Raw genomic sequence first — 18,809 nt, 5'->3', positions numbered from 1 at the left:
AAGTGAGAGCTTATCCTATTATTATGAAAATAAATAATTTTTTAATAAAAATATCAAACAAAATAAATAATTTTTTCAAAAAACATTTTGGAAGGGCGAGGGGATTTAGCCTAATAGTATTGGCGATAATGTCTTTCTTTTCAGCAATGTTTTTTTATTACTACATAGAGGACTTTAATGTACCAAGGGTGCTAGCTCTTCTTATCTTTATAGCATTATTTTTTATAAATTACACCATAGCAGAATTTTTGCTAAAAATTATAATTATCTTGATAAAAAGAATTAGAGCCAAAAATCTAGCTCTTTATGCAATATTAATTTACGGAATAAAATATTTTTACGACCAATGCCTATACTATGTAGACCTAAAACACTTTGAAATAATATTCACACTAGGGACTTTTTTAACAATCCTTGCCTTTTCAAAGTCCCTAATTAGCTTAACAAAAAACAAAAAGAAAAAAGCACTACTATTTCTAATGCCTAGCACAATAATAATTCTTGCATCCCTTTACTTTATGTTTTTTCCAGGATTTGACAGCGGAGAAATATATGAAATAAAGGGCGAAAAAAATAAAATTGCATCAGAACCAGAAAAATACAAAGTAGAAGTAATAGATTATGAAGGCAAGCCCGTAAATTTACGTGACTTTGTAAATTATAGCGGCAACACAAAAAAAGTTAGAGATAGATTTTTTGGCAAAACTTTAAAAGAAACAGAAGTCAAGGGCAGAATTTATGCACCAAAGGATTTAAAGAGAGCACCACTTTTATTTGTCCTTCACGGCAATCACAGATTTACAACAAAAAATTATTTGGGCTACGATTATCTTGGTCATTATCTCGCACAGAGAGGTATTGCAGTAGTATCAGTGGACGAAAATATGTTAAATGGATTTTTAAAATTTGGACTTTCCAACGAAAATGACGCAAGAGCAGTCCTATTACTTGAAAACATAAAAAATATTTTGACGAGAAATAAAAGAGAAGATAGCATCCTCTACAATAGATTTGACCCAGAAAATATTGCATTACTTGGACATTCTCGTGGCGGAGAAGCAGCAGCAATAGCCTATAATTTTAACCAGCTCCATTTTCACCCTGACGATGGAAGCATTTCCCACAAATATAACTTTAACATCAAGGGAATAATAACAGTTTCGCCAACTTACGACCAATACGAACCATCAGACAAGAGCATAATCTTAAAGGATGTGGACTATCTCACAATTGGCGGCAGCAACGATGCTGACGTAGATGGCTTTGAAGGTATGTTACTCTACGACAATGTGTTTTTTTCGGGAGAAAAGGACAAATTTAAGGCGGCAATATATCTCGGCTATGGCAATCACGGCAACTTCAATTCACTTTGGGGCGACTACGACATAGACCCAGTTGAGGGATTTTTCTTAAATCGAAGAGAACTCTTAGACGGAGATGACCAAAGAGAAATTCTTTCAATATATACTCTAAACTTTTTAGAAAATGTCTTTGAACAAAGTTACAACAGAGAAATTTTTAGAGAAGGACCAAAGGATTACGGAGATTTGCCAAAAACAAATTACTACAATAGATACATGGACTCAACCTTTTTGAAAATCGCAGATTTTGAAGAAGACTATGACTTGACCACAACATCAATAAGGGGCGGAATAATAAATTTTGACAACTTAAAGGATATCTATGAACACAGCCACGAATATGGCGAAAGCAAATCCAATACAACGGCAGTTTTTTTAGAGGGCAAAGAAAAATCAACCTATGGAATAAGATTTACAGAAAAAATACCAACTGGAAAGTTTTTGCAATTTGACATAGAAAATTTAAACCTAATAGAGAATTCTGAGTCAATTGACATAGAAATTCAGGACACTTGGGGCAGCAGTGCCTTGCTAAACCTATCAAAATACAAAAATATTACACCAATGACAAAAGCCTTTATCTACAAGACAGATTATCTCACAGATGACTATCTAAAGAGATATAGCCCACAAACAGTATTAATCCCAATGGAAGATTTTAAAAAGCAAAATAGCAACATAAAATTAGATGAAATAAATAAAATAGAATTTCAAATTAAAGACAATGCAAAAATATCAATAGATAACTTGGGTATTTCCAACTAATTGTTTAAAAAGGGAAAAAAAGGGTAATATAAAAGCATGAGTAATAGAGTTGAAACTAAAACAATATAAACATAGGAGGTTTTAATATGGGAAAACTATTAAAAAAATTAAACGAACAATACAATTTTGAAATATCTTCAGGATATATTTATTATTCAATGGCTAATTACATGAAGGACAAGGGCATGGACGGCTTTGCTCACTTCTTCAACAAACAAGCAGAAGAAGAATTTGAACACGCAGAAAAATTAAGACAATTCTTATTTGAAGTAGATGTAAGACCAGAACTTGAAAGTATAGAAAAACCTCAAGTAGAATTTGGAAACTTCACAGAAACTTTCAAGACAGCCTATGAGCATGAACAAGAAGTAACAAGAAGAATCAATGAACTTGTAGACTTAGCAGCAGAAGAAAAGGACCACAGAGTAACATCACTCCTACAATGGTATGTCGACGAACAAGTTGAAGAAGAAGATAACTTTAGAGGAATTATCGAAAGACTTGAAAGAATTGGCGAAAGTTGGGCAGGACTATATATCTACGATGGAGAACTTGGCAGAAGATAATAATATAAATAATTTGAAATTAAAAGGTACCCTAGGGTATCTTTTTTTATTATTTTTATAGAGCATTTTATTAAAAATAAAGACTAAATATTAAAAAAATCCTTAAAATTACCCCTTTACAAAAAAGAAATTGCAAAAAAGTAACCCTTTTGTTATAATTTTACTTACGGTCGAAGGACCCTTTTTATTATCGCTAAAAACAACTAAAGTAAAATCAATATTACATAAATATTTCAGAACAATATCACGCACTAAATTTATGTAATGTAATTGTAATTTTACAAAGGAAGTTTCTAGTGTATAATAGAAACATAAGAGGAACATGACAATTAAATAAAACCAAAAGTAAGGCGATATTTATTTGTCACCTCTGAGTCGAGATTGTTCAGTCTCGGCGACAAAAGTTTGAGACTTTTGTAGAATCTACAAAATTTTTAAGGAGGTCGAAAGACAAATGAACAAAAAAATTATTTCCTTAGTACTAGCACTAGTAATGGTACTAGGAACATTCACAAGTGTCTTCGCGGCTGAACCAACAAAGAAAGAAGAAGCTAAAAAACCAGAAGCTTCTGAAAAAGTTGAAAAAGTAGTTGGAAAAGATAATAAAATCCAATACGTTATCGACAAAAAACTTGTTGAAGGCTACGAAGATGGAAGCTACGGACTTGATAAAAACATCAAGAGATCCGAAATTACAAGATTACTTGTATTAGCTAATGGTAATGAAGAACTATCTAAAAAACTTCAAGGTTCAATGAAAATCTACTCTGACGTAGATGCTAAACACTGGGCTAACGGAGTTATCACAGTAGGTACAACAGTTCCTTCTGATGCTAACGGAATTGCTATGTTAGCAGGATATCCAGATGGATCTTTCAAACCTGAAAACGACGTAACTTACGCTGAATTAGCAAAAATGTTAGTAGTTCTTGCTAAAAAAGATTTAACTGCTGACATGGTTAAAAATGCAGTTTGGGCATCTTCTTGGATGACTTGGGCAGCTGAACTTGGAATTCTTGACGATGTAACAATCACTGATTCTAACAAAGCAGCTAACAGAGCAGATGCATTCACAATGGTTTACAATGCTCTATACAAAATGCAAGAATTCAAGAGAGTACCTGCTAACGAAACTAGAGGTATTGTTTCTAACTTAACTAGCGGAAAACTTACTCTTAACCAAGACAACGACAAAGTTTATGATATAACTAACTCTACAGTTATCGTTGATGGTATCAACGAAAGAAGACAAATTGTTAAAGTTAGCAGCCTTAACAACCTTAATCTTTACAAAGGATCTCTAGTAAGAATTCTTACTAACGACAAAAACGAAGTTACTCACATTATCGAACTAGGTAATCCAGAAGAACTTGCTATGAACAACCCATATGCAAGAGCAGTTGACAACTCAGTTTGGGAAGGCGTTGCTGATGCTACAGTAGAAACAAACTACTATGGAAATATCAAATCTTTAAAGGATGTTGATCAAAAAGAAGTTAACAAAGCTTATGCTGAAGTTAAATTAAATTCTACAAACACTAAAGGTGACTCTATCATTTTCAGAAACCTTGATGGTCAAAAAGATGTAACTCTTAAGATTAATGACAAAACTGAAGTTTATGTTGCTAACCCTTATAACAACATTATGAGAGAAGTAAAAGACATTAACGAAGCACTTTCATTAATCGGTTTCCACAACTATAATGGATACAAGATTCCTAATGTATATGCAGGATTTGACACAGATGATCACAAATCAGCTGTTAAAGGATTTGATTCTGAAAGAAATACTGCTAAAGTTATCGTATTTAATGTAGTATCTAAAGATAATGATGGAGATCGTTACAGAGTAATTAACTCTTCTTCTTCAAAGTTCTCTACTACATTAGAAGATACTGATGGAAAACTTTATGACAGAGACAATGTTCTTAATAAAGCTAAATTCCCACTAAACTATGGTGACCTACTTGACGTTATCGAAATTCGTGGAGATGTTATTGAAAGACTTCTTGACCACAGCGATAAGAGAGCATTCCCTGTAGTTAGAGTTGTTGAAATATTTGACAATGATGAAGTTAGAGTAGAAGATAGATTTAATAATGAAACACTTCTATACTTTGGCGATGCAGACATCTTTAATGCTAAACAATACAAAGATTTAGCTAAGGGTGATTATCTACAATTCAAACCAGCAGAAAAAATGTCTAGAATAATGGACATAGTTTCAATTCTTGATGATACAAAAGATACAAGAAATCTATTTGATGAATCTGGTTCTTTACTAAACGTAGTAAAAGGAATTGAAGGAAAAACTGTAACAGGTACAATTCTTGCAGTTAAAGATAGCAGTATCGAAGTTAGAGTTGAAGAAGCTAACTGGGATGAAGGTTTAGCTCACACAGTTAGATTCTTTGAAGTTGATAAGGCAGATCTTGAACAATTAAAAGCTGGTATGGATGTTACTTTCAAAGTAGATTTAAATAAATACCAAAACAAAGACTATGCTTATGATTTCCACATCAACAGTGTTGATCAACCAAGAGTTGACGCACAACTTTTAAGAGATAAACTAGCTGATTCAGTTGAACCAGCAATTGAAAGAATTAATTTACAACAATTAGCTGAAAAAGACTATAATAAAGATAATAAAACATTAACAGTAACAGTTCTTGATGGAAATGCTAAAATTAGCGAAATCAAAAATACTGGAGCTATGGTTGCTTTACAAGAGTTAGCAACTGCTAAGAATCTTACTGCATTTGAAGTAAATGGTAAAAAAGTTGAAACTGCAGGAAGATCAACTGATGAACTTAAAGAAGCTATCACATTATTTGCTGCTGAAGCCCTTAAAGCTGATGATGGAAACTTAGATACTCTATCTGATCTTAAAGGTAAAACTATTAGTGTAAAAGTTTATCTTGCAACAGATAAAGCTACAGCAACTGACATTTATACTGTTAATTTTAAATAATTAGTCTAAATGTTAAATAAAAGAAAAAACTCGAGGGAAACCTCGGGTTTTCTTTTTTTACATATTTTGCTCTTTTACTTTTTTCATTTTTGTAAAAATTAATAATTTTATTTTTACCTAATATTATCTTCAATAATCTTTTTAAAATTTGTTTTGTCCATTTCACCACTTGCAACTTTCAAACCTATCTCAATCAGATCTTCATTAGTTAAGTTATGTTTTACTTCATTTATTTCTAATAAATACAATAAAATCATTATTCCAATTCTCTTATTTCCATCTATAAAACAGTGATTTTTTATAAGAGAATAAGAAATTTGTATTATTTTATCTAATATGTTTGGATATAATTCTTCTCCGTCAAAGGTTTGAAATACACTTTCTATTGATGAATTTAATAAATTCATTTCTCTAATGCCATAAGAACCCCCATATCTTTTAATTAATTTTTCTTGGATTTTTATAACTTCTTTTGCACTTATATACCTCATTTTGCTAATTCCTTAAAGGCAAAATCATACTTATCCATAATTTTTTCAGAAACTTTTTCTGTGTCTATAAAATTTTTCTCTTTCTCATTTAGCGATAAATTTAAGGGCAGTCTTTGTTCTCTTATAGCTTGTTTTATAAACATATTTATTGCCGAAGATGTATTTATCCCAATTTCTGCAACTAATTTGTTAAAGGACTCTTTATCTTTATCGTCAATGCTTATTGTTAAATTAACTTTGCTCATTTCATCACCTCTCAATGTAATTATATAAGTATTACACATTATTTTCAATATTTTACACATTTAATTAACATAAATCCTTTGCATGTACCTGTCTTTATCTTTTTGAAAAAATTTTTTTATTCTATTATCTCTATTCCAACAAAAATTTTTTTAGTAAAAAACGGGGAAAATTAAAAAAAAGTTTAAATATTCGTTTGACAAAGTGTAAGAAAAGAATTATAATTACATCATAGATTAAATAGGAGGGAGCTATGATGAATGATTATAAAGATTTTAATAGAGTTTTGAGGTCTGCCCTTGTGGGTGAAGAGAGGTCAAAGGTAAAGCTTCTTGATATGCTTGATCCTCTAATTAGATCTTCTATTAAAAGGTATTGTCCAGTGTTTAATGAGTTTGAGGATCTTTATTCTGATGGGAGGGCAATTGTGCTTTCTTGCATCGAAAGTTTTGACAACAAGAGATCTTTTTTAAGATATGTAGAGTCCTATCTCAGATATTATTATCTCGACACTTATAAATATCTTTTGAAGGTGAATAGCGATGTCCACGAGGGTGTTACATATGATGAGGAAGAGAGTTTAAATATTTTCGATTCTATTGATGCTGGTGTGGATATTGAGGGCGACTATTTGGAGGGTGAGAGGCTTGGAATTTTGAAGAAAGCTATGGATTCTCTTACTCCAAGGCAGGAGACTGTGGTTAGGCTTTTTTTCTACGAGGGATTTGGTCTTTCTGAGATTGCAAATTTTCTAGGTATTTCTAAATGGACTGTGATAAATCTCAAGAGAAATGCTATTAATAATATGCGTAATTTTATTTCTTGTTATTATAAGTAGGGATATTTTAGTTTTATTAGGATTATATTCTAGGAGGTGAATTATGTTAATTGAAAAGCGACTTATTAGTTTTAATTATTCTAAGAGAAGGGGCATGGTAAAGCCTATCTATATTGTGGTGCACGATACTGGTAATGTCAACGCTGGTGCTGATGCCATGGCTCATTATAGGTATTTTAATGGTGGCAATAGAAAGGCCTCTGCTCATTATTTTGTGGACGACAAGAGGATTGTGGAAACTGTGGAGACTACTAATGCTTCGTGGCATTGTGGCGATGGCTATGGCAAGTACGGCATCACTAATTCTAATTCCATTGGTGTGGAAATCTGCGTGAATAGTGACGGCAATTATGAGAAAGCTCTTGAGAATGCACGCATTGTCATTAGGTTTCTCATAGCTTTTTATAATATTCCTGTGGCGAGGAGTGGTAAGGCATTTTGATGCTTCCCACAAGATTTGTCCTCGTTCTATGAGTGATAATAATTGGAAAAAGTGGTGGGAATTCAAGGAAAGTTTGTAGTTTAAAATTTTTTATTTTTGTCATAGCAACTTTTGACTATTTTTTCTATATATATAGTAGGAGGTGAAAATAATGGCAGTTGGAGTTAGCGAAAAGAAGGCAATGTTAAAGACTGTTACTACTAAGACTAATGATGACGGTAGTATGAAGAAGAGAAGTGTTACTATTAGAAATATTAATGCTGATGCTGCTAATGAGGTTCTTTATGACTTATCCAAGGGTATTGGCAATTTAGTTGATGGTGTATTTGCTTCTGCTTCTAAGGTTACTGAAGAAGTTTTTGAAGAGCAAGTATAATTTTATTTATTGAGAAAGGAGAAGGTCAATGAAAAGTACAAATACACTAAGAATTGCTTTTGCTGATGAGGGTGGCAATCCTTACAATCTTTCTATTTTAAATCCTAAAGCTGAGGTTACAAGAGAGGAAGCAAAGAAGGTTGGAGATGTTATCACTAATAATGATCTCATCAATGGCAAGCAAGGTTTTGTGAAAACTTTCAATGGTGCTACTATGATTACTAGAACTGAAAGAGATCTTTAATTATGGAAGATCTATTGACTAGTATTTCAAATATTGGTTTTCCCATTGCTATTTCTTGTTACCTTTTAGTTAGGTTAGAGAAAAAAATGGAGGAACTAAGGGAAGTTATTGTGAAGTTAAGTAATGCTATTGAAAAGTTTAGCAAGTAATGCTATTTAATTTAATTGATTTATTTAATTAAATTTTTACATAGGCGAAAGCCTTATTTTTTTGTGCAAATATAAGGCTTTTTTATTTAGTTTCTAATTAATAGATGGTCGCCAACTAGTGCTACTTTAAAGGTTTTGTAAAAGTCGGGGTCAAAAAATATTTTATAGCAGTTTTCGTCCTTGGTTTTTGCTATAAAATTTTTATAAATTATTTTTATATTTTCTTTTTTTAGTCCAAAGCATATTGCGAGGAGAAATTCTTCTTCTGTATCTCCACAGGATTTTAAAAGTTTATTTTCTATTTTTTCTAGTTCTCTAAATTTTTCATTGCCAAGTTCAGTCATTTTGGAAAAGCTTGTTATTAATGTTGCGTAAAAAAATAGTGATAGAATTATGCTTGCAATTCCAAAAAAGTTTTTATTATAGACTGTGATAATTCCAAGGAAAAATAGTAGGGAAAAGATGACAAAGGAAAGTAGAATTTTGAAGGTCTTCTTTTCTCTTGTAAAAAGTTTTTTTGCAATCATTTCATCTTCTAAAAAGCAAATAAAGTCGTTAAATTTTTTGTTGTAATCGTCTGGTTCTCTTCTTCTTACTTTGTCGAGGGTTCTCGTTGAGATTTCATCCTTGCCAAAGGATAAAAGTATGTCAAAAAGTTTTTTTTCTGCAATATCAAGGGCAGGAAAGTTTATATTTTTAAGTTTAAATTCTACTTTTTCTTCATTTTTTTTATTTTTGTAAAAATTTTTTTCGATTTCTAAATTTCCCTTTTCATAGACTTTTAGTATCATGGCAATAATTGTGTTGTAAATAAAATTAGGTCCTTTGTAGAGGTAGCCCTTCTCGTAAAATTTTAAGTCGATGTTTTTGTTTTCTGGGACTTTGGCTTTTTTTTCATGAGGAGATAGCTCATGATAAAGGATAAAATTATTAGTAAGATATTTGTTAGTAAAAAGTATGTGCTTGATAAATTTATTTTAAAATCCATGTGATCACCTATTTATATTATATACAAAAAAAATATTTTGGGTATAATAAATGTAATGGAGGGATACAATGTACGATATTATTATAATTGGCGGAGGTCCAGCAGGTTTATCTGCGGGTCTTTATGCAGCGAGAAGTAAAAAGAAAACTTTAATTATAGAAAAGGGAATCGAAGGCGGTCAAATAGCTGAAACTACTAATGTGGAAAATTATCCCGGCATTGATTCTATTACTGGTGTTGAACTTGGAAAGAAAATGGCAGACCAAGCTAAAAAGTTTGGTGCAAAAATTGTCATGGATGAAGTTGTAGATATTGAACTAGAAGGCGAAGTTAAAAAGATTAAGGGTTACATCGATACTTATGAAGCAAAGGCAATTATTATTGCGACAGGTGCTTCTCCACGAGAAATTGGTGCACCTGGTGAAAAAGAATACAAGGGACGTGGTGTAAGCTATTGTTCTACTTGTGATGCTGCTTTTTATGAAGATGAAACTGTTTATGTAGTTGGTGGAGGGGACTCTGCTATTCAAGAGGCACTTTTTATTGCTAATTTTGCAAAAAAAGTTTACATCATTCACAGAAGGGATGAACTTAGAGCGACAAAGGCTCTTCAAGAAAAGGCATTTAATAATGATAAAATTGATTTTATTTGGAATTCAACTGTTAAGGAAATCAAGGGCGACAAAATTGTCGAGGAAATGATTTTAAAGGATACTAAAACTGGTGAAGAAAGGTCAATTAAGTCTCATGACCCCTTTGGAATTTTTGTGTTTATAGGATATATTCCCAAGACTGAAATGTTTAAGGGAAAGCTTGAAATCACTGATGATGGATACATTAAGACTGACGATGAGATGAGGACAAATGTGAAGGGAGTTTTTGCGGCAGGCGACATTAGAAAGAAAAGCGTTCGACAAGTTGTAAATGCTGCGGGCGACGGTGCTGTTGCCGCTATGAATGCTCAAAAATACATTGACGAAGAAGAAGGAAACTTATACGAAGGTTTTAAAGAAAATAAATAATAGAAAAAACATTGGTTGAATTCAATCAATGTTTTTTTATGCAATGCTTTACAATTTTTATTTTTTAATTTTTTATTTCAAAAATTTTTTTATAATACATCAAAAAAATGTAATTTAATAAATTTGTGCTATTTACTTGATATTAATTTTATAAGTATTATAATAGATTGTGAACTTTTTAACCAAGATAGGATATTATGGAAAAAATACAAGAAATTTGCAAAAACTTTTATAAAACTAAAAATATTTCCTTTGATGATTTTTCTTTTTTGATGAATTTAAAGGATGAAGATGCAGAAGAGCTTTATGCCTTTGCGAGAAATTTGGCAGTAAAAAACTTTGGCAGGGAAATCTACATAAGAGGTCTAATAGAGATAAGCACTTATTGCAAAAATAATTGCTTTTATTGTGGCCTTAGAAATGCAAATAAAAATGCTACGAGAATTAGATTGTCCAAGGAAGAAATTTTAAATTTGGCACAGCATTCTGTTTCTCTTGGCATTAAGACCATTGTCATGCAAGGTGGCGAGGATGATTTTTATACTCTTAGCTATCTAAAGAAAATTATTGGAGAAATCAAGGACAGGTTTGGAGATGTTGCAATTACTCTTTCCCTTGGAGAGAGAGATTTTTGCGATTTTGAAGAACTCAAGGACATGGGTGCTGATAGGTATCTTCTTCGTCACGAAACTTTTTCTAAAAGTCATTATGAAAAGCTGCATCCAAAGTCCATGAGTTTTGAAAATAGGATTAGCTCTATTTTTAAATTAAAGGAACTGGGATTTCAAACGGGTTGTGGAATGATGATTGGTTCGCCCTTTCAAATTTTAGAAAATTTATATGACGACTTAAATTTTATTTTAAAGTTAAAACCTCAAATGGTTGGTATTGGGCCTTTCATACCACAGCAGGACACTCCCTTTAGAAATTATGAGAGGGGAAAGCTTTCCGATGTTTTAAAAATGCTCGCTATTATTAGAATTTCAGATGAAAAATTGCTTTTGCCAGCGACTACTGCTCTTGGAAGCATTGATGATTTTGGCAGAGAAAAGGGAATACTAGCAGGGGCAAATGTCTTGATGCCAAATGTAGGGGCAGAAAAGCTCAGGAAAAATTATAAACTTTATGACAATAAAATTGGGACACAAGTTGAAAACTCTGATGATTTTAAAGGTTTAGAGGATAAATTAAAGAGGATTGGTTATAAGATCTCTTCTTCAAGGGGAGATTATAGGTAGAAAAGAAAGAAGGCAGAAATGTATAAGGTAGATTCAAGAGTTGCAGAAGAATTTATTAATCACGATGAGATTATGGACACTATTGCTTTTGCTGAAGAAAACAAAAACAATAGAGAGGTGCTTGAAAAAATTCTAGAGAAGGCAAAAAAGGAAAAGGGGTTAAGTCATAGAGAGGCGGCTGTCCTTCTTCTAAGTGAAGATGATGCTATACAAGATGAAATTTATAAATTGGCAAAGAAAATAAAGGAAGACCATTATGGCAATAGAATTGTACTTTTTGCGCCACTTTATCTTTCAAATTATTGCATAAATGGTTGCACTTATTGTCCCTATCACTCAAAAAATAAAAATATTAGAAGAAAAAAATTAACTCAAGAAGAGATAAAAAAAGAAGTAATTGCTCTTCAAGACATGGGACACAAAAGACTTGCCATTGAACTTGGAGAAGACCCTGTGAACAATCCCATAGAATATGTTTTAGATTCTATAAAAACTATTTATTCTATTAAGCATAAAAATGGTCAAATAAGAAGAGTCAATGTCAATATTGCAGCGACTACTGTGGAAAATTATAAGAAGCTTAAGGATGCTGGAATTGGAACTTATATTTTGTTCCAAGAAACTTACAACAAAAAATCCTACGAAGAGCTGCACCCAACGGGACCTAAACACAATTACGATTATCATACTGAGGCAATGGATAGAGCTATGGAAGCTGGCATAGACGATGTTGGCATGGGAGTTTTATTTGGGCTTGAAACTTATAAATATGAACTCGTGGGACTTTTAATGCATGCGGAACATTTGGAAGCGACTTTTGGAGTGGGACCTCATACTATTTCTGTGCCAAGGATACAACCAGCTGACGACATCGACCCTCATGAGTTTAAAAATCAACTTTCTGATGATATTTTTGAAAAAATAGTTGCACTTATAAGGGTTTCCGTTCCCTACACTGGAATGATTATATCTACAAGAGAGTCAAAAAGGGTAAGGGAGCGTGTGCTTCAACTAGGGGTAAGTCAAATTTCTGGCGGTTCAAAAACTTCTGTTGGTGGTTATGTTGAAGAGGAAAAAGAAGAGGATAATTCACAACAATTTGATGTTTCCGACAATAGAACTTTGGAGGAGGTTATAGACTGGTTAATTGAACTTGGTTACATTCCAAGTTTTTGTACAGCTTGTTATAGAGAGGGAAGGACTGGCGACAGATTTATGAAACTTTGCAAGTCAGGTCAAATTTTAAATTGTTGTCAACCTAATGCTCTTATGACTTTAAAGGAATATATGCTAGATTACGGAAATGAAAGGACTAAAGGGCTTAGCGAGAAGTTAATCGAGGAAGAGCTTAAAAAAATTCCCAATGAAGTTGTGAAGAAAAGGGCGACAGAATACATCAATGAAATGGAAACTGTGGGAAAGAGAGATTTTAGATTTTAATGGAGCTTAACAAAACTAATTCTGGAAATAGAATTCACATTGGTTTTTTTGGGAAAGTAAATGCGGGGAAGAGTTCTGTAATAAATGCCTTTGCAAATAGAGATATATCTATTGTGTCAAATAAAGAGGGAACTACAACTGATCCTGTGTACAAATCTATGGAAATAAAATCTTTAGGGCCTTGTCTTTTAATGGACACAGCTGGCATAACTGATACAACGGAGCTTGGAGAAAAAAGGCTAAAGAGGACTGAAGAGGTAATTTTAAAGACTGATATAGCAGTTGTGGTAGTGACTGATACCGATAATTCAAGGGAAAAAGAGCTGATAAAAAAATTTAAGGACACGCCCGTTATTATATTGATAAATAAAATTGATATTTTGCGTGAAAGTGAAGTTAAAAAAATTAGAGAAAATTTTAGGGATTTTCCCGTGGTGGAAGTTTCTGCAACTGCGAAAATTGGCTTTGATATATTTTTAGAAGAACTTTTAAAATTCAAACCAAAAAAAGAAGAAAAACTTTTTGATGGAAGGGTGAAGGAAAAAGATTTAGTACTACTTGTAATTCCTCAGGATATTGCAGCACCAAAAAATAGATTGATTTTGCCACAAGTGCAATCAATTCGTGAACTTTTGGACAGAAATGCGATTGTAATGATGGTAAAGCTAGAGGAACTTTCCGATGTACTTTTAATTTTAAATAAAAAACCGGACTTAATCATTGCTGATTCTTCCGTTTTCTTGGAAGTTTATGAAAAGAAACCTGAGGATGTAAAACTCACTTCATTTTCAGTTTTATTTGCAAAGTTAAAGGGCGACATTGAGGAGTATTTAAGGGGAGTAGAAGCCCTTAAAACTTTAGATGAAAATTCAAAAATTTTAATCGCCGAATGTTGCACTCATGCTCCAGCAGAAGAAGATATTGGAAGGATAAAAATACCAAATATGATTCGTAAAAAAGTTGGAGAAAATTTAAAAGTTGATGTAAGTAGCGGATCGGCTTTCCCTGAAAATATTTCAGACTATGATTTGATTATTCAGTGCGGCGGCTGTATGTTAAATGCGAAAAATATAAGAAATAGGATAAAAATTGCAAAAGAAAAAAGTATTCCCATCACAAATTATGGCATTGCCATTGCATATTTTAAGGGTATACTTGAAAAAATAGATTATTGATTTAGGAAAAATTAAAATAATGGATTGTTCCGTAGTTTTATCTTTGCTCTGGCTCTGCTATAATGCCAGAGTCTTTTTGTTGGCAAATTTTTATTTATTTTGCTTTCTTAACTTTAACACGATAATATATTGACAAAATATTTTATATATTATAAAATGTTTTCACAAATAAATAACAACTGCTTCATTTTGCATGAGCTATTACAGTAGCTCAAGAAACAATTTGAGACCCAGTAAATAAATAACTTTTATTTTGCTGGGTCTTTTTATTTAGAAGTATAATTTTTTAAATTTAAGATGAAAATTTAGAAGGAGGTAAAAATGAAAATAACGAAAGTAAAATTGGGGATTTTATCAGTACCACTACGAGTACCCTTTAAGACAGCACTAAGATCTGTAAATAGTGTTGAAGACATAATAGTGGAGATACATACAGATACTGGGGAAGTAGGATATGGAGAAGCACCTCCAACAGGAGCAGTAACAGGCGAAACACAAGATTCAATTATTGGTGCTTTTAAAGATCACATAATAAAAGCAATAGTTGGAAGAGATGTAGATGATTTTGAAAATTTGATGAAAGATTTAAATTCATGCATAGTAAAAAACACAAGTGCAAAAGCAGCTTGTGATATGGCACTTTGGGATTTATATGGACAACTTTATAAAATACCAGTTTATAAATTAATGGGTGGATCAAGAAATAAAATAGTAACAGACATAACAATTTCTGTAAACGATCCCGAAGAAATGGCAAGAGATGCTATAGATGCAGTAAAAAGGAAGTATGATACTTTAAAAGTAAAAGTGGGGATAGATTCAACACTTGATGTAAAAAGACTTGAAGCCATAAGAAAAGCAGTTGGACCAAATGTTAGAATAAGAATTGATGCAAATCAAGCATGGAAGCCTAAAGAAGCAGTTAGAATTTTAGACTCAATGCAAGAAAAACAACTAGATATAGAATTAGTAGAACAACCAGTAAAGGCACATGATTATGAAGGATTAAAATATGTAACAGATCACTCAATAGTGCCAGTATTGGCAGATGAAAGCGTATTTTCACCAGAAGATGCAATGACAATACTAAATATGAAGGCAGCAGATTTAATAAACATAAAATTGATGAAGTGCGGAGGACTCTACAATGCGTTAAAAATAATTAGCATAGCAGAACTTTGCGGAATAGAATGCATGATAGGATGTATGTTAGAAGCAAAAATATCAGTGAATGCAGCGGTTCATCTAGCATGTGCAAAACAGATAATAACAAAGATAGACTTGGATGGACCAGTGCTTTGTTCGGAAGATCCAATAGAAGGCGGAGCAATTTTCAATGAAAAAGAAATCACAGTTTCAAAGGACATTGGACTAGGAATAAAATCTGTAAAGGGTATAAAGTATTTAGATATTTAAAATGTTTAAGAATAAAATTGAAGGGGGAAAATTATGGTAATAACTAATGGATTTACTTATATAGCATTTCTAATGTTCATTGCAGGATCATTACTAGCATTAGAAAAATACACAAAATGGAAAATATTTAACGTAATTCCACCACTAGTATTCATTTACGTATTAAATATGATTTTCTGTACAATTGGACTATATGCATCAGAAGAATGTTCCAACGCATACTCAGCATTAAAAAACAACTTACTTTATGCAATGATTTTCGTAATGTTACTTCGTTGCGATTTTAGAAAATTAGCAAAACTTGGCGGAAGAATGATAACAATATTTTTAGGATGTTCACTAACGCTATTTGTAGGATTTGTAATTGGATATCCAATATTTAAGCATACATTGGGAACGGACACATGGGCAGCAGTAGCAGCATTATTTGCATCATGGGTGGGAGGATCAGCAAACATGGCAGCTATGCAAGCCGCACTACCAGTAGATGCAGGAGCTTATTCTTGTGCATTAGCACTTGATACAGTATGTTATTCACTATGGATTGCATTACTATTACTTGCAGTAAGATATGCACCAAAGTGGAATAAATCAACAAAAGCAGACACAACAAAATTACAAGCAGTAGCAGATGCAGCAGCAGAAGAAGTATCAAAGGACAGAAAAACTGCTAACTCAGCAGATTGGATTTTTTTAATAGGGTTATCGCTAATGGTATCAGCACTATCTCAATTAGTTGGAGAAAAATTATCAGATTCTTTTACAAATATTGGGTTAGCAATGTTCGACAAAGGGACAATAACAACATTGTTTGTAACAATATTAGGGCTTATTTGTGCATTATCGCCAATAGGAAAATTACCCGCAGTAGAAGAATTATCAAACGTATATCTATACGCAGTAGTATCACTATTAGCATCAACAGCATCAGTTGTAGATTTGATTTCTGCTCCAATGTGGGTAGTGTACGGATTATTTATCCTAACAATTCACGTAATACTTATGTATATACTTTCAAAAATTTTCCACTGGGATCTATGTATGGTATCCACAGCGTCACTTGCAAACATAGGCGGTTCAGCATCAGCTCCAATAGTTGCCAGTGCTTATGACGCATCTTATGCAGGTATAGGAGTACTAATGGGAGTACTGGGAGCGGCAATTGGAAACTTCTTTGGGATAGGAATGGGACAAATATTAAAGCTTTTAAGCTAAGTTTAATAGAAAAGAAAGAAATGATATGATAAACTATAATAAATTAAAAGATGAAGTAAAAAATATTATAAATGAAAGTTTTTTTAATGTATCTATAAGTTTTTGTGACTTGGATAATGGAGAGCATTTTTCTGTTGAAGGAGATAAAAGAATGCAATCAGCAAGCATGATAAAACTTTTGATAATGCTTACTCTTTTGAAAAAGGTTGAAGAAGGGGAAATTTCTCTTGACGAAAAGATAAAACTTGAAAAAGAAAAAAGAGTAGAAGGATCTGGAATATTAAAGGAACTTTCCTACGATCATTTATTTTCTATAAGAGAGCTTTTGACGCTTATGATAATAATAAGCGACAACTTTGCCACAAATATTTTGATTGGAAAAATTGGAATGGACGAAATAAACAGAACTGCAAAAGATTTTGGACTAAAAAAAACAATACTTCAAAGAAATATGATGGATTTAGATGCCAAAGAAAGAGGACTTGATAATTATACATCTTCAGATGATATTTTGAAAATCCTAAAAAGTATTTATGAAAAAAATTTTTTAGGTGAAGACATGTCTAAGCTTGCTATTGATATTCTTTTGAAACAACAGGAAAGAGATCGACTACAAAGGTATCTAAAAGAAGATCTAAAAATTGCAAATAAGACTGGAGATTTAGATAATTTGGAAAATGATGGAGGTATATTTTTTACAGAAAATAAAAATTATATTCTCGTAGTTTTGGTAAACCAAGCAAAATCCAATATTCTTGCAAAAGAATTAATTGGTAAAATTTCTCTAAAAATTTATAATAGTATTGGAGTATAAAATGAAAAACACATTGTATCTCACAGGAGAAGCTAGGACAAATTTAGACAATGCCATTACAAAGATATACGGAACTTTTTATATGGCTTTTGAAATAGAAAAAAATGGAGTTATTGTCAATATGGACAGTAATGCTACTCTTAGACTTACTCGTGATTTTATAAGGGGAATTTTCATTGGCAAAAATATTGCTGATGAAGATTTAATTACGGATGAAATTTTAAAAAGATATAATGCGTCTTCTACTAAGGCAATAATTACAGCTTATAAAGATGCCTTGCAGAGATATAAAAAGTTAAAGTAATGTATTGCCCTCTACTTTTTGTGGAGGGTTTTTACATCCTATTATTTAAAGTAAAAAAGAGGGCAACCCCTCTTTTTATTTTACATATCTTTTTCAATTAATTCGCCAGATGCTATGTCATACTTGTAGGAAATATCATTGCCATCTTTTTCAACTTCAACTTCAACTACATATCTACCATCGTCGTAATCAACTGAATACTCTTTTGAAATATAGCCTTCGCCTGCTTCTGCTGCTGATTTTTCTATTAATCCGTCAACTGATGATAATAGGTTTTTTTGAAGGTCAGATACATTGTCATGTTTCTTTTCTGCTTCAAATTCGTCTTTAATGATTTCTTTAGTTTCTGCATTAATTGTAACTTCGTATTCTTTTTCTGCATCGTATCCGTCAATTTCATAATATAAATTTGTACCTTCAGTTTTTAATTTTAGAGATTCAATTTTTGCGTCAGCGTGCAATTTTTTAAATTCGTCAAAGGCTTCTTCCTTTGTCATTATTGCATCTGAAAGAGATTTCATTTTGCTATTGTTTGGAGCTGCTTTTGTGTTATTTTTATTAGCATCTTCTGCTTTTTCATTTTTTTCTAATTTATTATTAGTGTTTACTGTTGCGTTATTTTTTGTTTCTCCTGTAGTTTTATTTTTTCCGCCAGAACATGCTGATAACATGAGCAATAAGGCAAGTCCTAAAGTTGTAACTAAAAATTTCTTTTTCATATTATTAAATTTCCTCCTATTGTTAATATTTT

20 protein-coding genes are annotated in these 18,809 nt (G+C 32.0%); 16 read left to right on the top strand and 4 right to left on the bottom strand.

Annotated elements, in window-relative coordinates:
• The first annotated feature begins 23 nt into the window (after nt 1–23).
• The 3 genes from BIV18_RS04100 (at nt 24) to BIV18_RS04090 (ending at nt 5,663) form a co-directional block, all read left to right on the top strand.
• On the top strand, nt 24–2,126 hold the full coding sequence (locus BIV18_RS04100; protein ID WP_075659412.1) for an alpha/beta hydrolase family protein: 2,103 nt from the start codon (nt 24–26) through the stop codon (nt 2,124–2,126).
• 86 nt (nt 2,127–2,212) lie between these two features.
• Entirely contained in the window at nt 2,213–2,692 is a 480-nt protein-coding gene (locus tag BIV18_RS04095; protein ID WP_075659411.1) for a ferritin, read from the top strand.
• A gap of 454 nt (nt 2,693–3,146) precedes the next feature.
• Nucleotides 3,147–5,663 carry an S-layer homology domain-containing protein gene (locus tag BIV18_RS04090; RefSeq protein ID WP_083635523.1) on the top strand — a complete coding sequence of 839 codons (2,517 nt, stop codon included), beginning with the start codon at nt 3,147–3,149 and terminating at the stop codon, nt 5,661–5,663.
• A 113-nt stretch (nt 5,664–5,776) separates the two neighbouring features.
• Here BIV18_RS04090 and BIV18_RS04085 read toward each other — a convergent pair whose 3' ends face one another.
• On the bottom strand, nt 5,777–6,154 hold the full coding sequence (locus tag BIV18_RS04085; RefSeq protein WP_075659410.1) for a type II toxin-antitoxin system death-on-curing family toxin: 378 nt from the start codon (nt 6,152–6,154) through the stop codon (nt 5,777–5,779).
• Complete coding sequence (locus tag BIV18_RS04080; protein ID WP_075659409.1) at nt 6,151–6,399, bottom strand: type II toxin-antitoxin system RelB/DinJ family antitoxin; 249 nt, start codon at nt 6,397–6,399, stop codon at nt 6,151–6,153. Before BIV18_RS04080 ends, BIV18_RS04085 begins: the two co-directional genes overlap by 4 nt.
• A gap of 251 nt (nt 6,400–6,650) precedes the next feature.
• Between BIV18_RS04080 and BIV18_RS04075 the strand changes: the two genes are divergently transcribed.
• The 5 genes from BIV18_RS04075 to BIV18_RS04055 all read left to right on the top strand — a co-directional run bounded on the left by BIV18_RS04075 (nt 6,651) and on the right by BIV18_RS04055 (nt 8,446).
• Nucleotides 6,651–7,235 carry a sigma-70 family RNA polymerase sigma factor gene (locus tag BIV18_RS04075; protein ID WP_075659408.1) on the top strand — a complete coding sequence of 195 codons (585 nt, stop codon included), beginning with the start codon at nt 6,651–6,653 and terminating at the stop codon, nt 7,233–7,235.
• 43 nt (nt 7,236–7,278) lie between these two features.
• A complete protein-coding gene (locus BIV18_RS04070; RefSeq protein WP_235860780.1) occupies nt 7,279–7,677 on the top strand; it encodes a peptidoglycan recognition protein family protein in 399 nt (132 codons plus the stop codon).
• 151 nt (nt 7,678–7,828) lie between these two features.
• The gene (locus BIV18_RS04065; RefSeq protein ID WP_075659407.1) at nt 7,829–8,053 is read left to right on the top strand and encodes a DUF1659 domain-containing protein; all 225 of its coding nucleotides are present in this window, start codon (nt 7,829–7,831) and stop codon (nt 8,051–8,053) included.
• A 28-nt stretch (nt 8,054–8,081) separates the two neighbouring features.
• Nucleotides 8,082–8,297 carry a DUF2922 family protein gene (locus tag BIV18_RS04060; protein ID WP_075659406.1) on the top strand — a complete coding sequence of 72 codons (216 nt, stop codon included), beginning with the start codon at nt 8,082–8,084 and terminating at the stop codon, nt 8,295–8,297.
• Between the two features lie 2 nt (nt 8,298–8,299).
• Entirely contained in the window at nt 8,300–8,446 is a 147-nt protein-coding gene (locus BIV18_RS04055) for a YvrJ family protein (RefSeq protein WP_075659405.1), read from the top strand.
• An 86-nt stretch (nt 8,447–8,532) separates the two neighbouring features.
• Here BIV18_RS04055 and BIV18_RS04050 read toward each other — a convergent pair whose 3' ends face one another.
• Nucleotides 8,533–9,237, bottom strand: coding sequence for a DUF2207 family protein (locus BIV18_RS04050; protein ID WP_075659404.1), 705 nt, complete (start codon nt 9,235–9,237; stop codon nt 8,533–8,535).
• A 265-nt stretch (nt 9,238–9,502) separates the two neighbouring features.
• On the opposite strand from BIV18_RS04050, the gene trxB reads away from it, so the two are divergent.
• The 8 genes from trxB (at nt 9,503) to BIV18_RS04010 (ending at nt 18,058) form a co-directional block, all read left to right on the top strand.
• Nucleotides 9,503–10,456, top strand: a complete 954-nt coding sequence (gene trxB / locus BIV18_RS04045; RefSeq protein WP_075659403.1) for a thioredoxin-disulfide reductase — start codon at nt 9,503–9,505, stop codon at nt 10,454–10,456.
• Nucleotides 10,457–10,653: 197 nt separating this feature from the next.
• A complete protein-coding gene (gene hydE / locus BIV18_RS04040) occupies nt 10,654–11,694 on the top strand; it encodes a [FeFe] hydrogenase H-cluster radical SAM maturase HydE (RefSeq protein WP_075659402.1) in 1,041 nt (346 codons plus the stop codon).
• A gap of 18 nt (nt 11,695–11,712) precedes the next feature.
• Entirely contained in the window at nt 11,713–13,134 is a 1,422-nt protein-coding gene (gene hydG / locus BIV18_RS04035) for a [FeFe] hydrogenase H-cluster radical SAM maturase HydG (protein WP_075659401.1), read from the top strand.
• Complete coding sequence (gene hydF / locus BIV18_RS04030) at nt 13,134–14,309, top strand: [FeFe] hydrogenase H-cluster maturation GTPase HydF (protein ID WP_075659400.1); 1,176 nt, start codon at nt 13,134–13,136, stop codon at nt 14,307–14,309. Before hydG ends, hydF begins: the two co-directional genes overlap by 1 nt.
• Before the next feature lie 321 nt (nt 14,310–14,630).
• On the top strand, nt 14,631–15,725 hold the full coding sequence (locus BIV18_RS04025; RefSeq protein WP_075659399.1) for a dipeptide epimerase: 1,095 nt from the start codon (nt 14,631–14,633) through the stop codon (nt 15,723–15,725).
• Nucleotides 15,726–15,758: 33 nt separating this feature from the next.
• On the top strand, nt 15,759–16,940 hold the full coding sequence (locus BIV18_RS04020) for a DUF819 family protein (RefSeq protein WP_075659398.1): 1,182 nt from the start codon (nt 15,759–15,761) through the stop codon (nt 16,938–16,940).
• 25 nt (nt 16,941–16,965) lie between these two features.
• Nucleotides 16,966–17,754 carry a serine hydrolase gene (locus tag BIV18_RS04015; RefSeq protein ID WP_075659397.1) on the top strand — a complete coding sequence of 263 codons (789 nt, stop codon included), beginning with the start codon at nt 16,966–16,968 and terminating at the stop codon, nt 17,752–17,754.
• 1 nt (nt 17,755) lies between these two features.
• Nucleotides 17,756–18,058 carry a DUF3870 domain-containing protein gene (locus tag BIV18_RS04010; RefSeq protein WP_075659396.1) on the top strand — a complete coding sequence of 101 codons (303 nt, stop codon included), beginning with the start codon at nt 17,756–17,758 and terminating at the stop codon, nt 18,056–18,058.
• 80 nt (nt 18,059–18,138) lie between these two features.
• On the opposite strand, the gene BIV18_RS04005 is transcribed toward BIV18_RS04010, so the two are convergent.
• Entirely contained in the window at nt 18,139–18,777 is a 639-nt protein-coding gene (locus tag BIV18_RS04005; protein ID WP_075659395.1) for a PepSY domain-containing protein, read from the bottom strand.
• Between the last annotated feature and the right edge of the window lie 32 nt (nt 18,778–18,809).

This window comes from Peptoniphilus grossensis (assembly GCF_001940285.1).
Taxonomy (GTDB): domain Bacteria; phylum Bacillota; class Clostridia; order Tissierellales; family Peptoniphilaceae; genus Peptoniphilus_A; species Peptoniphilus_A faecalis.
The sequence above is the reverse complement of the archived record's forward strand: the minus strand, read 5'-3'. Positions and strand labels throughout refer to the sequence as shown.